The organism is Paenibacillus sp. WLX2291 (genome assembly GCF_046603665.1).
Taxonomy (GTDB): domain Bacteria; phylum Bacillota; class Bacilli; order Paenibacillales; family Paenibacillaceae; genus Saccharibacillus.
This window is the reverse complement of sequence record NZ_CP176755.1, coordinates 3,844,683-3,865,131: the sequence shown is the minus strand read 5'-3', so window position 1 is coordinate 3,865,131 and position 20,449 is coordinate 3,844,683. Positions and strand designations below refer to the sequence as shown.

At 46.8% G+C, this 20,449-nt stretch carries 17 protein-coding genes and 1 other RNA gene; 17 read left to right on the top strand and 1 reads right to left on the bottom strand.

The window, feature by feature from the left end; all coding sequences use genetic code 11:
* The first annotated feature begins 81 nt into the window (after positions 1-81).
* From cdd to thiI, 16 genes are all read left to right on the top strand, one after another.
* The gene (cdd, locus tag ACDE64_RS16525; RefSeq protein ID WP_411343206.1) at positions 82-486 is read left to right on the top strand and encodes a cytidine deaminase; all 405 of its coding nucleotides are present in this window, start codon (positions 82-84) and stop codon (positions 484-486) included.
* A gap of 58 nt (positions 487-544) precedes the next feature.
* Entirely contained in the window at positions 545-1,447 is a 903-nt protein-coding gene (gene era / locus ACDE64_RS16520) for a GTPase Era (RefSeq protein WP_411343205.1), read from the top strand.
* A gap of 99 nt (positions 1,448-1,546) precedes the next feature.
* Complete coding sequence (recO, locus tag ACDE64_RS16515) at positions 1,547-2,296, top strand: DNA repair protein RecO (protein WP_411347542.1); 750 nt, start codon at positions 1,547-1,549, stop codon at positions 2,294-2,296.
* Positions 2,297-2,816: 520 nt separating this feature from the next.
* On the top strand, positions 2,817-3,695 hold the full coding sequence (gene glyQ, locus ACDE64_RS16510) for a glycine--tRNA ligase subunit alpha (protein WP_411343203.1): 879 nt from the start codon (positions 2,817-2,819) through the stop codon (positions 3,693-3,695).
* Between the two features lie 2 nt (positions 3,696-3,697).
* Complete coding sequence (gene glyS / locus ACDE64_RS16505) at positions 3,698-5,773, top strand: glycine--tRNA ligase subunit beta (protein ID WP_411347541.1); 2,076 nt, start codon at positions 3,698-3,700, stop codon at positions 5,771-5,773.
* A 170-nt stretch (positions 5,774-5,943) separates the two neighbouring features.
* Positions 5,944-6,426, top strand: coding sequence for a YaiI/YqxD family protein (locus ACDE64_RS16500; RefSeq protein WP_411343201.1), 483 nt, complete (start codon positions 5,944-5,946; stop codon positions 6,424-6,426).
* Between the two features lie 42 nt (positions 6,427-6,468).
* On the top strand, positions 6,469-8,328 hold the full coding sequence (gene dnaG / locus ACDE64_RS16495) for a DNA primase (RefSeq protein WP_411347540.1): 1,860 nt from the start codon (positions 6,469-6,471) through the stop codon (positions 8,326-8,328).
* A 41-nt stretch (positions 8,329-8,369) separates the two neighbouring features.
* The gene (gene rpoD, locus ACDE64_RS16490; RefSeq protein ID WP_367060155.1) at positions 8,370-9,497 is read left to right on the top strand and encodes an RNA polymerase sigma factor RpoD; all 1,128 of its coding nucleotides are present in this window, start codon (positions 8,370-8,372) and stop codon (positions 9,495-9,497) included.
* A 259-nt stretch (positions 9,498-9,756) separates the two neighbouring features.
* Positions 9,757-10,581: a hypothetical protein gene (locus tag ACDE64_RS16485; protein WP_411343199.1), complete on the top strand. Its 825-nt coding sequence runs from the start codon at positions 9,757-9,759 to the stop codon at positions 10,579-10,581.
* Entirely contained in the window at positions 10,578-11,348 is a 771-nt protein-coding gene (locus tag ACDE64_RS16480; protein ID WP_411347539.1) for a tRNA (adenine(22)-N(1))-methyltransferase, read from the top strand. Before ACDE64_RS16485 ends, ACDE64_RS16480 begins: the two co-directional genes overlap by 4 nt.
* Entirely contained in the window at positions 11,324-12,439 is a 1,116-nt protein-coding gene (locus tag ACDE64_RS16475) for a Nif3-like dinuclear metal center hexameric protein (protein WP_411347538.1), read from the top strand. Before ACDE64_RS16480 ends, ACDE64_RS16475 begins: the two co-directional genes overlap by 25 nt.
* Before the next feature lie 157 nt (positions 12,440-12,596).
* Positions 12,597-13,009: RNase P RNA component class A (gene rnpB, locus ACDE64_RS16470), an RNA gene on the top strand.
* A gap of 503 nt (positions 13,010-13,512) precedes the next feature.
* Entirely contained in the window at positions 13,513-14,013 is a 501-nt protein-coding gene (locus tag ACDE64_RS16465; protein ID WP_411343196.1) for a YpuI family protein, read from the top strand.
* An 883-nt stretch (positions 14,014-14,896) separates the two neighbouring features.
* Positions 14,897-15,796 carry a lytic transglycosylase domain-containing protein gene (locus ACDE64_RS16460; protein WP_411347537.1) on the top strand — a complete coding sequence of 300 codons (900 nt, stop codon included), beginning with the start codon at positions 14,897-14,899 and terminating at the stop codon, positions 15,794-15,796.
* Positions 15,797-16,033: 237 nt separating this feature from the next.
* On the top strand, positions 16,034-17,191 hold the full coding sequence (locus ACDE64_RS16455) for a cysteine desulfurase family protein (protein WP_411347536.1): 1,158 nt from the start codon (positions 16,034-16,036) through the stop codon (positions 17,189-17,191).
* Complete coding sequence (gene thiI, locus ACDE64_RS16450) at positions 17,191-18,420, top strand: tRNA uracil 4-sulfurtransferase ThiI (protein ID WP_411350322.1); 1,230 nt, start codon at positions 17,191-17,193, stop codon at positions 18,418-18,420. Before ACDE64_RS16455 ends, thiI begins: the two co-directional genes overlap by 1 nt.
* Positions 18,421-18,827: 407 nt before the next feature.
* Here thiI and ACDE64_RS16445 read toward each other — a convergent pair whose 3' ends face one another.
* Positions 18,828-19,517: a TerC family protein gene (locus ACDE64_RS16445; RefSeq protein ID WP_411347535.1), complete on the bottom strand. Its 690-nt coding sequence runs from the start codon at positions 19,515-19,517 to the stop codon at positions 18,828-18,830.
* 394 nt (positions 19,518-19,911) lie between these two features.
* Here ACDE64_RS16445 and ACDE64_RS16440 point away from each other — a divergent pair, with 394 nt between their 5' ends.
* Positions 19,912-20,409: a hypothetical protein gene (locus ACDE64_RS16440; protein WP_411347534.1), complete on the top strand. Its 498-nt coding sequence runs from the start codon at positions 19,912-19,914 to the stop codon at positions 20,407-20,409.
* Positions 20,410-20,449: the final 40 nt, after the last annotated feature.

Here is a 20,449-nt window from a genome sequence, read left to right as displayed (position 1 = left end):
AAGGAAACGCTGTGTACCGCTATGTCCGTCGAAATAATCAGTACAGATCAAACGTAGCTGTACGGGAGGAACATGTATCTTATGGAAACATCTCAACTGCTGCAAGAGGCAATCATTGCTCGTGCCAAAGCTTATGTACCGTATTCGCATTTCTCAGTTGGTGCTGCGTTGCTGGATGCTGCCGGCAATGTACATCATGGTTGTAATATTGAAAATGCTGGCTATACGCCAAGTAACTGTGCCGAACGTACCGCATTGTTTAGCGCGATCGCGCATGGACAAACGCCGGGTACATTTCAGATGCTGGCTGTTGTTGGCGATACCGATGAACCGATTGCGCCATGCGGCGTTTGCCGTCAAGTCATGGTCGAGCTGTGCAAGCCAGATATGCCGGTGCTGCTCTCCAATATGAAGGGCGATACACGGATGACTACCATCTCTGAGCTGTTGCCACATGCATTTGGTCCATGGAACTTGAATAAATAAACATGTAAAGCTATACCCAACTAACGGCGGCTTTGACCGTCGATGAACGGAGAACCATATGTCCAAACCATCGTTTAAATCCGGTTTTGTAGCGATTGTCGGTCGTCCCAACGTAGGCAAATCAACGCTGATGAACCAAGTAATCGGGCAAAAGATTGCGATCATGTCCGACAAACCACAAACTACCCGTAACAAAATTCACGGTGTATACACAACTGAAGAAATGCAAATCGTCTTCCTCGATACACCGGGCGTACACAAACGTCAATCCAAGTTGGGCGATTATATGAATCAAACCGCTCTTAATACACTCAACGAAGTCGAAGCAGCGCTGTTCCTTGTAGATGCAGCCGAAGGGCTGGGCGGCGGCGACCGCTTCATTATCGAGCATCTCAAAAAAGTCAAAACGCCGGTATTCCTCGTCATCAACAAAATTGATCAGGTATCCCCAGAAGAATTGCTGCCGATCATTGATAAATACCGCTCCTTGCACGAATTTGCAGAAATTGTTCCGATCTCTGCCAAGAATGGGAACAACGTCAGCACCTTGCTGGAGCAACTGGGCAAATATCTGCCTTCCGGTCCGCAATACTACCCGGACGATCAAGTAACCGATCACCCGGAGCAATTTGTTTGCGCAGAATTGATCCGTGAGAAAATACTGCAAATGACGCGCGAAGAGATTCCCCATTCCATCGCGGTAACAATTGAAGACATGTATACGCAGGAAAATGGTCTTGTTAACATCTCGGCAGTCATTTTCGTTGAGCGTGATTCCCAGAAGGGCATCATCATCGGTAAACAAGGCGCCTTGCTGAAGGAAGTTGGCAAACGCGCACGAATGGATATTCAAAACCTGCTTGGTTCCAAAACCTTTTTGGAACTGTGGGTCAAAGTGAAGAAAGACTGGCGTAACCAGGATCGGGTTCTCAAAGACCTCGGTTTCCACAAAGACGCCTGATCAAGAGAACAGAGCATTTGTATATATGCTCTGTTTCTTTTATACGTGACAGGGTATGTTTGCTTAACGACGCGTATGATGGAGATCGGAGGATGAAGCGTGTTATACAGACTGGAAGGAATCGTCATCCGCAGTATGGATTACGGTGAAGGCAACAAAATCATGACCCTGTGTACCGAAACGCATGGCAAAGTCGCCGTATTCGTCCGTGGCGCGCGTAAAGCCAAAAGTCGTTATGCAGCGCTCGTACAGCCATTTACACATGGTGAATTTTCATTTCTACGCAGTGGAACTGGCATGGGTACGCTGAATCAGGGCGAAGTGATCCAATCCAATCACAATTTGCGTGAGGATATTACGCTGGCAGCTTATGGTGCATATGGATGTGAGCTGGTCGACAAGGCGCTGCTGGATAACGAGACCGGGCATTTCTGGTTTGATCAGTTGAAGGCGTATTTGTCCTTTCTCGGAGAAGGTCGCGATCCGGTTGTACTAACATCCTTGTTCGAGATGAAAGTATTACAGGCAGCAGGCTATGCCCCGCAGGTTGATGCTTGTATGTTTTCCGGTGAAACCGAAGGTGAGTTCTGGGTCAGCCCCGGACTGGGTGGTATCCTGTCCAAGCGCGAACGTCGTCAGGACCCGGCAGCCATGTCCATTTCGCCAGGCACATTGCGCTTGCTGCGTCTCTTTTCCCGCCTCGATATCCGCCGCCTTGGTAATATCGATGTAAAGGAAGAGACGAGAGCGGAACTCAAAAAGATCATGAACGCATTTATGGAAATTCAGCTTGGCTTAAAATTAAAATCGCGTCGCTTTTTGGAACAATTGGAGCGCTACGAGATCTGATATTCCGTATACCAACCGTGGAGACACGTAAGACAATCATCTTAGCGTTGTATGACCATTCAGATCGACGATACGACCATTGCTTAATGAAATTCAGGTGAGATTGCCCAATACACGCAGCAGAGCCGAACAATCAAATGCAAAACAGTCATGCCTGTTATTGACGAACGCTGTCAATTCCGGTATGATGTGATCTAGATTGTGCTGCATTATGAGCACACATGATGCGTTGACCGGAATAGTAAACTATCGATCATCGTCCCAAGCGAGTCAGGGATCGTGCAAGCCTGACGGCGAGCGACAGTTGAATGGCATCCGTGAGCATATGAGCTGAATACGGAAAAGTGGATGACATGCAGTATATGTCTTCAAATAGGGTGGAACCGCGGGAACTGAAACTCTCGTCCCTATGTCTGTGACCAGGCGTAGGAACGGGAGTTTTTTGCGTGCGTTGCAGATGAATATGCCGTGTCAGCACCCGCAATTCCAATACGAAGATTACGGAAAAGGAGTAATGTCGATGAATTTCCAGCACATGATTTTGACGCTGCAAAACTTCTGGGCAGCACACAACTGCATTATCGTTCAACCGTATGATACGGAAAAAGGTGCAGGTACGATGAACCCGATGACCTTCCTGCGTACGATTGGTCCTGAGCCGTGGCGTGTTGCTTATGTAGAGCCATCTCGTCGTCCATCTGATGGTCGGTATGGCGAGAACCCGAACCGTCTGTACCAGCATCACCAGTTTCAGGTAATCATCAAGCCGTCTCCAGACAACATTCAGGAAGTCTATCTGGAAAGTCTGCGTGCGCTCGGTATTGAGCCATTGGATCATGATATTCGTTTTGTTGAAGATAACTGGGAGAACCCGACCCTCGGTTGTGCCGGTCTTGGTTGGGAAGTATGGCTGGATGGGATGGAAATTACCCAGTTCACGTATTTCCAACAAGTCGGTGGTATTGAAACGAGCCCGGTCTCGGTAGAGATCACTTATGGTATGGAGCGTCTGGCTTCGTACATTCAGGAAAAAGAAAATGTGTTTGATCTGGAATGGGTAGAAGGCATTAGCTATGGCGATGTATTCCATCAACCGGAAGTAGAACACTCCACCTATACGTTTGAAGTGTCCGATGTAGCGATGCTGCTGAATCTGTTCAGTACGTATGAGCAGGAAGCAAAACGCGCGATGGAATTAAATCTCGTATTCCCAGCGTATGACTATGTACTGAAATGCTCGCATACATTCAACCTGCTCGATGCGCGCGGTGCGATTAGTGTCACCGAACGTACAGGCTATATTACTCGCGTCCGCAATCTGGCACGTCAGATTGCCTCGACATATCTGGAAAGCCGCGAGAAGCTGGGCTTCCCGATGCTCAAGAAGGGAGAGGTATAATCATGGCTAAAGACTTACTACTTGAAATTGGTCTGGAAGAAGTACCTGCTCGCTTTTTGCGCGCAGCGATGAACCAATTGCTCGATAAAACCGTCAAATGGTTAGATGATTCCCGTCTGACACATGGCGAAGCCAAAGCATTTGCCACACCGCGTCGTCTGGCTATCTGGGTGAAGGATGTAGCGGAGAAACAGGAAGACATCAGTGAAGACGTCAAAGGTCCTTCCCGCAAAATCGCACAGGACGAAGCAGGCAACTGGAGCAAGGCTGCACAAGGTTTTGCGCGTAGTCAGGGTGTTGACCCGGCAGACTTTACATTCCGCGAAGTTGGCGGCGTTGAATACATCTATGCACGCAAAAGCAGTGTTGGGATTAATACTGATGAGATTGTAGCCGAAGCGCTGCAAAGCATCATTACCTCCCTGACATTCCCCAAAAATATGCGCTGGGGCGCATATGATTTCCGCTTTATCCGTCCGATTCGCTGGATGGTGGCACTATGGGGACATGACGTCATCGACTTCGAAATTACTGGCGTTCGCACCGGTCGTACGACACGCGGACATCGTTTCCTCGGTCATGATACCGAAATTGCCGAACCGAATCTGTACATGGAAGCTCTGCGCCAGCAGCATGTAATCGCAGATGTGGAAGAGCGTCAGGCAATGATCAGCGCGCAGATTGCACATCTCGCTTCTCAGCAAAACTGGCATATTGATGTCAAAGACGATTTGCTGGAAGAAGTACTGTTTCTAGTAGAGACACCAACTGTGCTGTACGGAACATTTGAAGAATCGTTCCTGAACATTCCGCAGGATGTTCTGATTACATCGATGCGTGAGCATCAGCGTTACTTCCCGGTGCTGAATCAGGAAGGTCAACTGCTGCCATTCTTCGTTACCGTTCGTAACGGTGATGATCGTGCGCTGGATGTCATCGCTCGCGGGAATGAAAAGGTACTGCGTGCCCGTCTATCCGATGCCAAATTCTTCTATGAAGAAGATCAGAAGCTGAAGATTGAAGATGCCGTTGCCAAGCTGGACAATATCGTATTCCATGAGGAAATCGGTACATTAGGCGAGAAAGTACGCCGTGTGCGTCAGATTGCTGATCAGCTCGGTACAGCTCTGCATGTATCGCCAGAGCAAGCAGTTCACATTAGCCGCGCTGCCGACATTAGCAAATTCGACCTCGTAACTCAGATGGTCTACGAATTCCCGGAATTGCAAGGTGTCATGGGTGAAGATTATGCACGCAAAGCAGGCGAAAGTGAAGAAGTGGCACGCGCTATCTTTGAACATTATCAGCCGCGTTTTGCCGGTGAAGGTGCTCCGGCATCGATCACAGGCTCCATTATTAGCATCGCTGAGAAGATTGATACGATCGTAGCATGCTTCTCGATCGGCATCATTCCGACCGGTTCGCAGGACCCTTATGCACTGCGTCGTCAAGCTGCTGGTATCGTACAGATTTTGCTGGAACGACAATTATCGCTCACTTTGGAACAAGTGTTTGATATTACACTGAAAATTCATGAAAATTTAAGGAATTTGAAACGTTCTTCCGATATAATACGTATAGATTTATATGAGTTCTTTGGACTGCGTGTCAAAAAGCTGCTGTCCGAAACGCTTCGTTACGACGTAGTTGATGCCGTGATCTCGGCAGGCTTTAGCCATATTGGCTCCGTTGTAGCACGTGGTAACGATCTGATGAAATCAGTTCAGGACGTTCCTGACTTCAAGCTGATCATCGAATCGTTTGAACGCGTATCAAATCTGGCAGCCAAATCCACAGTAGATATCGTGAACCCGGCGCTGTTTAGCGAATCCGGCGAATCGGAGCTATATGCGGCATGGCAAGCTGTCACCCTTCAATATAACAACCTGCTGGATCAAAATCGTACTGGCGAAGCACTGGCATTATTGTCTACGCTGCGCCCAGCAATCACCACCTTCTTTGACCATATTATGGTTATGGTGGATGATGAAGCAGTTCGCGCCAATCGTCTGGCATTGCTGTCAGTCATTGACCGCGATGTAAAACGCTTTGCTGATTTCTCCAAGCTGGTTAAATAAGATACAACAGTATTTTCATATCTGTTCATACCCGTATACGGAACGACAATTATGCATGGTCGTTCCGTATTTTCCGCTTCCTGAACGAACGTATGCTCCGTGACGCCGCATGTTAGCTGGAAGCTTCATTTCCAGTGCGGATCATGTGCAGCATGGAAAGGAGAGCACATTTGCAATCGGAATCCACGCAACCCGGATCAACGATCGTCGTTGATGGCGATGCCTGCCCCGTCAAGGCAGAGATTGCTGTAACGGCACGCCAGTTTCATATTCCAGTGCTGATTGTTTCGTCATTTGACCATCGTATTCAAGCGGAAGAGGGCGTTCAAGTCGTGCAGGTGGATCGCAGCGACCAGAGCGCGGATCTGTACATCGTCAATCATGTACGCCCCGGCGATATTGTGATTACACAGGATTATGGGTTAGCGACGATTGCGCTTGCCAAGCGCTGCCGTGTTCTATCCTTTCGCGGGATGGAATTTCATGCTGACAATATCGATTTCTTGCTCGCCAGACGCCACGAACAGGCAAAAGCACGTCGTCAGGGCAAATATGGCAAAGGTCCACGACCACTGACTGACGAAGATCGTAAAAATTTTCAGTATCAGTTGGCAAAACTTTTGACAAATTTGCAGGAGTTTCGTTCTGACTAGCGAATATTATTTATCGTGCGAAAAGAGATGAAGGTGGTAACGATGAACACCGAACATAGCGGTGGTATTCCCGATGAAGTCATTGAAGCGGTACTTCAGCACAATGACATTGTTGATACGGTAGGCAAGTATGTTCATCTGACCAAGCAAGGAAAGTACATGAAGGGCCTCTGCCCGTTTCATTCGGAAAAAACGCCTTCGTTTACGGTCACACCGGAACGCCAGATTTTTTACTGTTACGGATGCGGCGCAGGAGGCAATGCCATCAAGTTCAGAATGGAAATTGACGGCCTGTCCTTTCCGGAAGCGGTCAGATTGATGGCGGAAGAATCACATGTTCCTTTTCAAGATGGCAAAGGAGCTGCGGTGACGCCGCAAAATAAGGAATTGGAACGTTTGCTTCAAGCTCACGAGTGGGCTGCCAAGCTGTTTCACTATCTGTTGAAGAATACTGAACACGGCAAGGCTGCGATGGAGTATCTACGTGCTCGCGGTATTGACGACAAGCAGATCGACCAGTTTCAGGTCGGTTATGCACCGGATCGCTGGGATACGTTAGTACAGTTTTTTGAAAAGCGTTCCTTTGATCTAAAAGAGATGGAAAAAGGTGGACTGCTATCGCCGCGGCAAAACGGTTCCGGTTATGTGGATCGATTCCGCGGACGTATTATGTTTCCGATTATGAACCGCAGTGGCAGAGTGATTGCTTTTGCCGGTCGTATACTCGGAGAGGGGCAGCCCAAGTATCTGAACTCGCCGGAAAGTCGGCTGTTCAACAAAAGCCGTACCTTATACAATCTCAACCTTGCCAAAGGAGCGATCCGCAAGCAGGGACAAGTCGTATTGATGGAAGGCTTTGGCGATGTGATTGCCGCATGGGATGCGGGGGTACAACATACTGTAGCGACAATGGGCACGGCGCTGACCGAAAATCACGCTGCTCTGATTCGGACGCTCACAGAAGAGGTTATCGTCTGCTACGATGGCGATAATGCCGGTCAGAATGCCGCGCTCAAAAGTATCCCGATCCTGGAAGGCGCAGGATTGCATGTGAAGGTGGCGATGCTGCAAAACGGATTGGACCCGGATGAATATATCCGCCAGTACAGCCGCGAGCGCTTTGTCGACCAGATCATTCACGGAGCGGTATCCACCACCAAGTTCAGACTACTGAATGTGAAGAAAAACTATAACCTGCTTGAAGAGGACGGCAGGGCGGCGTATGCGCAGGAAGCGATTCAGATTATCGCTCACCTGACTTCGCCGACTGAGCGGGAAGTGTACCTGAAGGAACTTTCCGGAGAAGTTGGCGTGTCGCTCGAAAGCCTCAAGCAGGATTGCAATCTAGCGCGTCAGACACTGAATCGCAGACAGGCGCAGGGACAGCAGAACAACAGTCGCAATTATAACGGCAATGGTGCTCAACAGGGCAACCAGCCGTCACGCGGCGGCGGATCACGCAGACAGGCGACTGCACCAACACTGTTACCTGCTTATCATGTAGCTGAACGCCGACTGCTGTCGATTATGCTTCAGGACGGCGAGGCGGCACACACCGTCAGCGAGCAACTGGGAGATGCCTTTAACATTCCAGAACATGCTGCGCTGGCTGCGTATATTTATTCGTATTATGCGCAGGGAAAGCCGCCCGATATTAGCAGGTTTATTGCCTCGCTGCAAGATGATCGGCTGGAGAAGACGGTAACGTCCATCTCGATGATGGATGCGCCGCTAGATGAGAGTCTGCGTGGGATGGATGACTATATTCGCGAGATCAAAAAGTTTCCAAAGCAAAAGCAGATTCAGCAGAAAAGAGAAGAGATGTTGCGTGCCGAGAAATCTGGTGATTTCTTACGCGCTGCTCAAATTGCAAGTGAGATTATCGCCCTGGAAAGACAGTAGCCGTTTCGGACGGTTGTTTTCAGGGAGGAGGGAGTCGAAAGATGGCGAACGATCAGCATACTGAATTGGAAACCGAATTAACGCTTGAACAAGTAAAAGAGCAGCTTATGGAGGTAGGCAAAAAGCGCGGCTCTTTGAACTACAAAGATATTACGGAAAGATTGGCTGTCTTCGACCAAGACGCCGAGCAGATCGACGAGTTTTACGAGCAACTGGGTGACAATGGCGTCGAAGTGATCAATGAAGGCGACGAAGAAGTATCTTCCGATTCCGAAAATGACCGCGAAAATGGCGATAACGATTTTAGCTTTGACGATGATCTGGCACTGCCGCCAGGTATCAAAATCAATGACCCGGTGCGTATGTACCTCAAAGAAATCGGTCGTGTTCCCCTGTTGTCGGCTGACAGCGAAGTGGAATTGGCGAAACGTATCGAGCAAGGTGACGAAGAAGCAAAACGCCGTCTGGCGGAAGCGAACTTGCGTCTCGTTGTCAGTATCGCTAAACGTTATGTTGGACGCGGTATGCTGTTCCTGGATCTGATTCAGGAAGGTAATATGGGTCTAATCAAAGCGGTTGAGAAGTTCGACCATACAAAAGGATACAAATTCAGTACGTATGCAACCTGGTGGATTCGCCAGGCGATTACACGTGCGATTGCTGACCAGGCAAGAACGATTCGTATCCCGGTGCATATGGTAGAAACGATCAACAAACTGATCCGTGTTTCCCGTCAACTGCTGCAAGAACTAGGTCGCGAACCGTCTCCTGAGGAGATCGCTGCCGAGATGGAGCTGAGCGTCGAGAAAGTACGCGAAATCATGAAGATTGCACAAGAGCCGGTATCGCTGGAAACGCCAATTGGTGAAGAAGACGATTCCCATCTGGGTGATTTTATCGAGGATCAGGACGCACTGGCTCCAGCCGATGCTGCCGCTTACGAGCTGCTCAAAGAGCAACTGGAAGATGTGCTGGATACGCTGACTGAGCGCGAAGAAAACGTTCTGCGTCTGCGTTTTGGACTGGATGACGGTCGTACACGTACGCTCGAAGAAGTCGGCAAAGTGTTCGGCGTTACGCGTGAGCGTATTCGTCAGATCGAAGCCAAAGCGCTGCGTAAACTGCGCCATCCAAGCCGCAGCAAACGTCTGAAAGATTTCCTCGAATAGAAGGTACGTTTATTCAAATAATCTACCCAGCAATCATCGAAGGATCTGTCGGTAGTTGCTGGGTAGTATATACATGAAAAGTCTGCTGTATATCAGCAGGCTTTTTTATGTACGATCTCACCAAGATAGCAACTTGCTGGAAAGCCTTTACTTTTTCTCTCCGTTCAGCGATATATAAGTATATGGTTTACAATCCGGTGTAACATGTGGCGAACCTTGGCGCTGCTACCGGAATGATACAGGGAAGCGGGGGACAAGTGTGAATCAGGAACGACGGGGCGTTATTTTGGACGAAATTGAATACTGGCGGGAAAATCGGCTGTTGCCGGAACATTATTGCGATTTTTTGTCCAATCTGTATGATGTGGATCAGGAACGCAGTGACAAAAAGCTGCTGTCAATGAGTTCACTCAAACAGGGTAATCTGCGCACATGGATGTTTATTTTTCTGATGCTTTGTTTTATTTGTTTAATGGTGCTGTATTTCTCGACGTTTCCGTTTTTGATGCAGGTGTTATGTGTACCGGTCTTTACGGCAGCCTGCTACATCGTCGGCATCCGAATGCGCAAAAGCAATGGACCTGTTGCATCGGTACTGCTAGCGCTAGGCAGTGTGTTAATGCTCGGTTTGGGGCTGCTCATTATACGAGAGCATCATCTGGATATGGCGTTCTGGACACCGCTACTTGTTATTGGTTGCGGAGCGATCTGGTGTATAATGGGGTATGTGATTTCCAGTCCGGTGTTGCTATATATCGGATTCGGGGCATTTGTGATGCTGTATGGTAGCTTCTTTGCACAGGTGAAGCCGGATGCGTCATGGATTATGCTGCAAGCGCTATGGTTGCCGCTCAGCATGTTGTTTGTCTGGTTTTGCTGGCTTGTGCATCATCGTGGTCGCAAGCTGGCAGCAGTTTATTTTACATCTGGCGTAGCGATCTGGTTTATGCCGGAGATTGATGAAGTGCTGTTGCGCGGACATATGCCGGATATATTTACCGTGCTGTGCATTACGAAAATTGCACTGGCATGTATATTGTTATTTGTTTTACGAAAAAAATGGATTGTGTGGGTGACAGCGTGAAATTATCAACAAGATTGACCAAAATAGCAGAGCAAATTCCGGCGGGAAGCCGTCTGGCGGACATCGGGTCCGACCATGCCCTTTTGCCGGTTTTTGCCGTGCGTCAGGGCTGGGTAACACAGGCAATTGCCGGTGAAGTGAATCAGGGTCCACTGGATGCCGCCCAGCGTCAAGTAAATGAAGCTGGGCTAGGTCAGGTGATTCAGCCGCGTCTCGGTAACGGGCTGGCTGTACTGGAACCCGGTGAAGTGGATGTCATTACGATTGCAGGTATGGGCGGTGCACTGATCGTTACGATTTTGTCAGAAGGCATATCCAAGCTGGCAGGTGTCTCGCGTTTGATTTTGCAGCCCAATGTAGGTGAAGAATTTGTGCGTCGCTGGTTGCTAGAGCATGATTGGTTCCTGTCGTCTGAGCAGATTTTGGAAGAGGACGGGCGTACATATGAAATTCTGACCGCAGATCGCATAGATGATGCAGCAGAGCGTAATAACGAGCTGTATCGTGAACGTACGTTAACCGTGTCTCAGGTAGAGGACATTTTCCTGTCTGCGGATCATTTGCTGCAATTCGGACCATATTTGCTCAATCAACCAGAACCGGTCTTTATCGAAAAATGGCAGCAGGAAATCGGTAAGCTGGAAAAGGTAGCAGCATCTGTTGGATTGTCCGAAACAGACGAAGCACGATTGAAGGTAGCAGCATTGCAACAGCAGATCAAGCTGGTGAAGGAGGTCGTAACATGCTTGCAAAAGGACAAACAGTAATTCAATATATGGAGCAATTTGCTCCCAAATCTATCGCTGTACCAGATGACCGAATTGGTTTGCAGCTCGGCACCTTGCAAAAGGACATTACCGGCGTTCTCGTTGCACTGGATGTAACCGAAGCAGTGATTGATGAAGCGATTGCGCTGAACGCCAATCTGATCGTTGCACATCATGCGATCATGTTCCGTCCGCTGAAAAGTCTACAAACGAGCACACCGATGGGACGTTTGTACGAAAAGCTGATTAAACACGACATTGCCGTTTATATCAGTCATACGAATCTGGATATCGCCGAAGGTGGAGTCAACGACTGGATGGCAGAAGCGCTTGGACTGCGTAATACCGTACCGATTGAGCAAACGTCATCCGACGACTATTTGAAGCTGGTAAGCTTTGTTCCTTCGTCGCATCTGGACAATGTGCGTAATGCAGTCTGGGCAGCAGGAGCCGGGCATATCGGCAATTATAGCCATTGTAGCTTTCATACCGAAGGCACGGGCACGTTTCAGCCGGAAGAGGGCACGAACCCATATTACGGGCAGCAAGGCAGTATAGAGCAGGCGTCGGAAGTACGTTTTGAGACGATTATTCCATCCAGCCTGCGTAATAAGGCTGTGCAAGCTTTGATCAAAGCACATCCGTATGAAGAAGTCGCATACGATCTCTATCCACTAGCATTACCAGGCAAAGTCTTCGGATTGGGGCGTGTTGGCAAGCTAGACGAGCCAGTCAATCTGGCTCAATTCGTTGATACTGTTAAAAATGGATTAGACGTACAAACGGTACGTGTTGTCGGAGATTTGCAGCGCACGATCAAAAAAGCTGCTGTACTAGGTGGTTCGGGTAGTCGATATGTGAATGCAGCACTATTCAAAGGCGCAGATGTCATCGTCACTGGTGATATCGATTACCATACAGCCCATGATGCACTGCTGGCAGGAATCGCGATTATTGATCCGGGGCATAATACCGAGAAGATTATGAAGCCCGGTGTAGCCAAAGTGCTGAGCGAGCGTCTACAGGCTGATAAATACACAACACCTGTTCACGCATCAACAATCGATACCGAAGTATTTCGTTTTGTTTAAGTATTCGATATACACATTGCATATACGCATGCTATCAAAGATGAACGGATTTTTATATTAAACTTCCAAGCTGACTAAGCATATAAAAATGAAAATTGAATTTGCCTCTTGTCACGTTCATCAGAAAATTATATAATCTAGAGTGTTGCGTTTACGGAAAGTTTAACAGACAATCGCCGGTGGTTGAGAGACCACGGGAGGAAAGTCCGGGCTCCGCAGGGCAGGGTGCTGGATAACGTCCAGTCAGTGCAAACTGAAGGATAGTGCCACAGAAATGGACCGCCGATGGACGGAATGATATTTCGTCACAGGCAAGGATGGAACCGAGGTGTAAGAGACCCCGAGGAACGCTGGTGACTTCGTTCCTGGTAAACCCCATCTGGAGCAAGACCTAAAGAGATACAGCTTCTCTTCACGGAGAAGCAGCCTTCGCCCGAGGTGTATCGAGGTTGGTCGCTGGAGCCAATCAGCAATGTTTGGCCTAGATAGATGATTGTCACCAAAAGTGGGAGGGTAGTTCCCGATTGAACCACAACTGGTACAGAACCCGGCTTATGAGAAGCTTTCCCCACTAACGCTACGCTATGTGTATATTATGTATACAGATATAGCCGGTTATCCTTATCATTCAATGAGTTTGTTTCACAAACGATATAATCATGTACTTGATATCATGCTAATAGGTAGGATCAAGTTATGAGGAACCGGCTAATTTTATACCCGCTATTCAATGAGCGGTGCATTTTCCGATATAATTGGGAGATGCGCCGCTTTTTTGCGGGAGTTTATCAGGTGATATCGATTTCTTGGCACAAGGAAGCCGGGTGATTAAAGTTTTTGATCAAACCTGTCATACATCTTGATTGTTAAGGGAAATCAAAGTAATCTATATGATATTAAACCATTCATCAGCTGATAAGTTGATGCGATGGGTTTTCATCCATGTGAGGTCTGGTTAAACAATGAATATATGATTTTGCATGCAGGATATGATAGGATGGATTGTAAATCAGGGTTATATTCCGTATGATACAACCCGGTTTGAAGGAACCAATTAAGGGGGAGCTACAGATATGTCAGCTGCAAATGTCCACAAATTGAGTGAAAGCACCAGGGAAAAGTTGAAACCGGCCATTGAGAAACTTGAGAATTTCCTAAATGAGTATGCCTTGAATACATTGGCATCAGAGCAAGGTCAAGAGACTGCTCCTTTTTACAAAGGATTTCTAGCAGATCTGCGTCACTTGCTTGTATTTTCCGAAGTTGCTTATGAAAAACTTGGAGTCGTTCTGCGCCGCGCTAATTTTGACGTAGATGCTGCCGAAAAAGCATTGTATAACACGTATCATCAATGCATAAACAGCTTTTTCTATCCCAAAAATGAGTGCTATTCCGAAGATGGACGTTACGCTTATACTGGACAGGAAGCCATCCGTTTCCGTCAAACTCCGGTCAAACCGGTAAAAGATATCATCCTGGAAGTAACTAGAACATTCGAAGAACTGCGCGATGACCTAGCTTACTATGAAAGTGACTACCTGACCCAGCGCCGTATGAATCAACGCCACGCTTAATTGGCACTGCGCTGCATAACAATGAAAATGAACATAAAGGATGCCCTAGTGGCATCCTTTTTTAGTGTGAGCATATTAGATGGAAGAACAGAAAGCAGATCGTAGCGACATCACAGTGATAGCTGTATAAATGTTCACGTAAAAGGATGGATAGGAGAAAATATGACTTCGAATGGACAGCAATATCGTTTATTGGTTAGAAATAAATCTAGTATGTAGATATAAATTTCTTATGAAGTTATTTTTATTTACACAAATATGTCGCAATGACAACTGATTTTAACTTATAATTTTATCAGAATATATATCATGTAGAACCCATTCTGTACTAAATAGTCACTATAGGTTGCTATTTTTTACTATATAATGATTGGCAGAACGACTAGTAGAATCTGCGAAATGACCTCTTATTAATCGCTACACCATGTATCTAACAATTTGCATCAGAATTGCCTTTAGAACATTGTCCGTAAAAAATAAATGCTGCTGTTATTCAAAAAAACGATGTAAATGACGAAAATATAGTAAGTGAAGCATCATTCGCATGCAAAAAACGAATACTGCCCTGCCTATAACCGGGAAGTAGTTCCTACTAAATCTTATATTAGATCTTCTATACATGCTGCATCCAGCACCTACTATCTACAAATTAGTGAGAATACTCGCTTTTTAGGAAGCTTCAACATGCAAGAATCACCCGTTCTTCTTATAGCAGGAGTACGGAAAAGTCAGTAAAATAAAAGCATACCATCACACCACTAGAAACGACACGATCCAGACTCTATATTCACCTTACACATAAACAACTATTTTACTTTTTAAAATATACAATCACTCGCTTCATAAACCTAATATTGATAAACAGACAGGAGATACAGCGCACATGCAAATCGATGCAAATACGGCAAAACAGTTGCTGGAAATGCGATATTTGAATGCTTCCGGTGGAGGCAGTACAGATGGGGTGGAGGTTAATACCGACGATACCGATCAGCTGTTTCAAATGATGCTGGATCAGAATCTTGGTACATCAAGCGATGCCAAAGGCTCCAGCTCCGGTTCCAGTATGACTACAATGGCAAAGTTGCTATCTGACGGTACAGCTACAACAGTAGCGGGCAATACGTACGGTGCAAGTAGCAGTGCAGCGACTGTAGGCTCAGTAGACCCGTGGCAAAACTTTGACCAGTTGCCGGATGTAGACCCGGACAGCTCTACATTAACAGCTCGTCTTGGCGCGGTAGATTCTAGTAGCAATCTGGGAAGTTTGTTATCTTCGGCAGGTATCGGTGGAACGGATGGAAGTAGCGCTTTGAGCAATAGCCTGTCTACTTTGCAAGGATTGAGTAGTAGCAGTGCAAGTAAAGATACCGCCTATAACGACATTATCAGTACAGCCAGTAGCAAATACGGCATTCCAGAATCATTGATCAAAGGTATTATTGATGTAGAATCTTCCTTTAACCCGAACGCGGGATCTTCAGCTGGTGCCAAAGGGTTAATGCAGCTGATGGACGGAACCGCAGCAGGCTTAGGTGTAAGCAATTCGTTTGACCCAGCGCAAAATATTGATGGTGGAACCAAATATATCTCGTATCAACTGAAGCGCTATGACAATAACATCAAAACGGCACTGGCTGCTTACAATGCCGGTCCAGGTCGTCTGCAACGCCTTGGTATTACGAATGATCAGGAACTGATGGCTAAATTTGATCAATTGCCAAAAGAAACCCAGCGCTATATTAGCAAAGTAGAAACGGCACAGCAAAAATACGCACTGTAACTGCATATGCTGCGTTTCTATTTTGAAGTAAACGGAGTACTTGTCATACAAAGATTCTGTTTCATGCAGGGCAGTCAATACGCGCGTGTTATGATATACTAAGACACAGTGGGTGAAATCCTGTCCTGGCGAAACGATGAACTTCATTGCATATAAACCAGAGATCAAAGAGTGGAGCATGACCTCCTTCTTTGATCTTTTTGCTTGTTAATTCCGAGATTGCAGGAGGAATGTCAGATGAAATATTTTGATTATGCGGCAACGACACCTCCGTATCCCGAGGTTGTACGCGTTATGTCCGACATGATGCAGCAGCATTACGGCAATCCGTCTTCGTTGCATCGCTACGGTGAAGAAGCGGATCGTTTGTTGCGTCGTGCGCGTGAGGTGAGTGCGGGTATACTTGGTGTGCAGCCGCAGGAATTGATTTTTACATCCGGCGCCACGGAAAGCAACAATTTGGCGATCAAAGGTGCGGCTATGCGTCGGGGCCGAATGCAGGGGCATATTGTAACGACAAGCATTGAGCATGCTTCGGTATATGAGTCATGCCGTCAATTGGAGCAGATCGGTTTTGATGTTAGCTATGTGAATCCTGAGCCAGATGGAACCGTATCTTTGGAACGGATTCAGCAGGCTTTTCGACCGGATACGATTCTGTTCAGTATGATGCATGTGAACAATGAAACCGGAGCGATCCAACCAGTAGAAGCAGCAGCGCGCTGGATTCGACAGCACTATCCACGTGCAGTGATTCATGTGGATGGTGTACAGGCATTTGGCAAAATTGCCGCTCTGCCATTGCACACAGGGATTATTGATCTATACAGCCTGTCCGCACACAAATTGCGTGGTCCGCGCGGTACAGGATTGCTGTATGCACGTCAAGGTACAGAACTGTTTCCACTACTAGCAGGTGGAGGACAGGAACAAGGGTATCGTTCCGGTACAGAGCATGTAGCCGGTATTGCAGGTATGACCAAAGCACTGCGATTGGCTGCTGAACGCCAACCACAGCAGCAACAACATTGGTCTGCGCAATCGGACGAGTTGCGTTCGCACATCGCCGATATCCCCGGTCTGATATTAACGGATGTGGCATATCCGGCACCACATATTGTACATTTTACGTATCCTGGGATGAAGGCAGAAGTTGTACTGCATAGTTTGGAGCAGCAAGGCTATCTTGTATCTACCCAATCGGCTTGCTCGTCACGCCGTGCACAACCAAGTCGGGTATTGCTGTCTATGGGCATGAATCCAGAGCAGGCAACTGGTGGTATTCGTATTAGCCTTGGCGATGAACATACAGCACAGGATATACAGCAATTGGCAGCAGCACTGAAACAGGTAGTCACTGCATTGCGACCGCTTGAGAGGAGATCAATTCAATGATGGAACATATAGATCGCTTGATGCTCAGACTGGGCGAGATCACATTAAAAGGCAAAAACAGAGGACGTTTTGAGAAAACGATTGCTGAGCATGTACGCGAAGTACTAAGGCCATATCCACAGGCACGTTTACACCGTGAATATGGCAGAATGTATGTACAGACGGGTGACATTCCAGCAGAGCAATATATTGATAAACTGAAAAATATATTCGGTATCGTGGATATCATTCCGGTCAAGCAGACGGAGCCAGAATTGGATCAGATCATTCAAGCAGCACTGAATCTGATCGCTGAACATCATTTGCAGCAAGAGACCACGTTCAAAGTCACCGCTAAGCGTGTATGGAAGGCGTTCCCTCATTCATCACACGAGTTGAATCGACTGATTAGCTCACCGGTATTGCGCGAACATCCACTGCTAAAGGTAGATGTACGCCAACCACAAGTTGAGCTGCGTGTGGAAGTACGCGAAGATGCAGCATACATTTATAGCCAGATCATTCCTGCTGTTGGCGGATTTCCACGGGGCAGTAACGGGAAAGCGATGCTGATGCTGTCCGGTGGTATCGATAGCCCGGTAGCAGGTTGGTACGCTATGAAACGCGGTTTGGAGATCGAATGTGTGCATTTCCATAGCTACCCATTTACAAGTGAACGTGCCAAGGTAAAGGTCGTTGATCTGACGCGTGTGCTATCTGGCTTTGCAGGTAAGATCAAGCTGCATGTAGTGCCTTTTACCGAAATTCAAACTGCCTTTACGACAACCGGTCAGGATAACTTGATGATTACACTCATGCGGCGCGCGATGTTGCGTATTACGACGCGTCTAGCAGAAGAACGCAAAGCACTTGCCATTGTAACTGGCGAAAGTCTTGGACAGGTAGCCAGTCAGACGCTGAATAGCATGAATGTCATTGAACGTGCGACCGATCTGCCTGTACTGCGTCCGCTTGTAATGCAAGGCAAGGATGAGATTATCGAGGTGGCGCAGCGTATCGGTACGTACGATTTGTCCATTTTGCCATATGAAGATTGTTGTACGCTATTTGTACCACGTTCACCGGCGACCAATCCGAACCGCTGGATTGTAGAGAAGATCGAGCAGCATCTAGAGATGGATGAGATGATTGCGCGTGCCGTGGAGCAGACAGAGCTGATCGAAATTACACCAGGTATGTCACCGGTAGTATCAGCAGTTGGGGCGACAGATGAGCAAGACTGGTTTTAACAGGAACCCTGAGTGTGTTAAAAGATAGTGGCAGTAGCAGTATCGGTACAAAGATGGAATTGCAACAAAAGAACAAAAGGGACATCGGCATTGTGATGACAGCTTTTTCTATATGATGTGAAAGTATATAAAAGTATAAAGCATGAACAAAAAAGCCGCCGGATTCGCTCGACTGAGAGCGCTGATCTGGCGGCTTTTTACTATAGAGTGGCGACTATTCCCTGATAGCTCAGTGGAAGTTTTGTTTATCAATTCTCATATACTGTTGTGATCTACTGTTGCCATCATACAAGCAGACACTGAATTTGCAGCAATTTGTATGCAAGCATACTCGTTTGTCACAACGCATCTCAATTCGTTGATGTTACGATTTAAATACGTTTATCCTCATATTCAAAACGTTCCACTTAATTGCTCGTTTCACTTGTACGTCCTGCCACTTGGCGATTACGCAAGTACCCAGCGAGTAGAACACCGATCATGATAAAAGCGATAAAGATCCAGCTCCATAATGGATGAGCGCCAAAGATAGAATCCAAACGACTTTCCTCTGTGATCATATGCGAAGCGGTATAAGCAAGCACCGCACTACCAACATAGATGATCCATGGGAACCGTGTTGTCAATTTAATGAAGATCGTACTTCCCCATACTACAATCGGTACACTGATACAAAGACCGATAATAACGAGTCCAATATGCTGATTGGCAGCACCGGCAACAGCAATAACATTGTCCAGCCCCATCGCCGCATCGGCAACGATAATTGTCCATACTGCGCTCCAGAGCGATGTACCAGCTTTGACATCATTATGATCGTCATTGTCAGTCAACAGCTTGTAAGCAATTGCGATCAGCAATACTCCGCCGACAACGAGCAACCACGGAATTTGCAGCAACCATACAACGACTACGGTTGCCGCAATACGGATAATAACCGCACCAAGCATACCATACAGAATCGCTTTTTTCTGAGTTTGTTGCGGCAGTTTGCGAGCAGCCAATCCAATGACAATCGCATTATCACCAGCAAGGATCAGGTCGATAAAAATAATATTGAGTAGAGAAAGCCAAAATGTCGCCTGAGTAATATCCATATTGTTCACTCCTTGATTATAAATATGTTCATTTGTCCGTCAGACTCCAATTTGGCTACAGATCGACCGATATAATAAGCAGGTACATGATCATCATCAGAGAATGTTCTGCAAACAGATCATATAGACTGTAACAAACAGGCGTATGGCTTCAAATAAAAGTTATGTTAAAGCATACGTATGAACAATGAATTACGTTGCACATGATCTAATAATAACCAGAACGCCGGATCGCTCAAACGTTCTACCTGATGTTGCTACTAATATTATCGGCACATAGGCATGAATGCTGTGCCATAATAAAGGAAGATGAAGCGCATGTATTTGTTCATGAGAACGACATGAACATTTGTCATACTCGTATTAGAAATGCCGGAGAACAGGGGGGATCACAATGAATCGCAACCAGGGGAAAATTGTCATAGGGATGATTGTAGCGGGACTCATTATTTTGCTTGGTAAACTGGGATTTTTCAGCTTTGTGGGACATGCGTTCTGGCCGCTGCTTATTTTACTGCCAGGTATTATGCTGCAACTCTTTTATTTCAGCCGCAGCATTCCGTCTTATCTACTGGTGCCAGCGGGCATACTGACAGTATATGGTGTTTTATTTTTCCTCTGTAATACATGGGGCTGGTGGCTAATGGATTATTTGTGGCCGCTGCTGATTACGGGGATTGCACTTGGACTGTACGAGTACTATGCGATGTCACCTTTCCGAGTAGATGGTCGAATTGGGATCACAGCGATATTGTTAGGTTTATTATCCGCTGTTCTGCTACTGATCAGTATTCTAGGGAGTGCATTACTATATATCATTGCGATTTTGTTAGTTGTTAGTGTAGGCTGGATCTTTTTTACGCAAAACGGGTATAAAAGACCGCGTTTATGAACCGATTTTTCTTGCTTTATGCGATTTATAACGTATAATG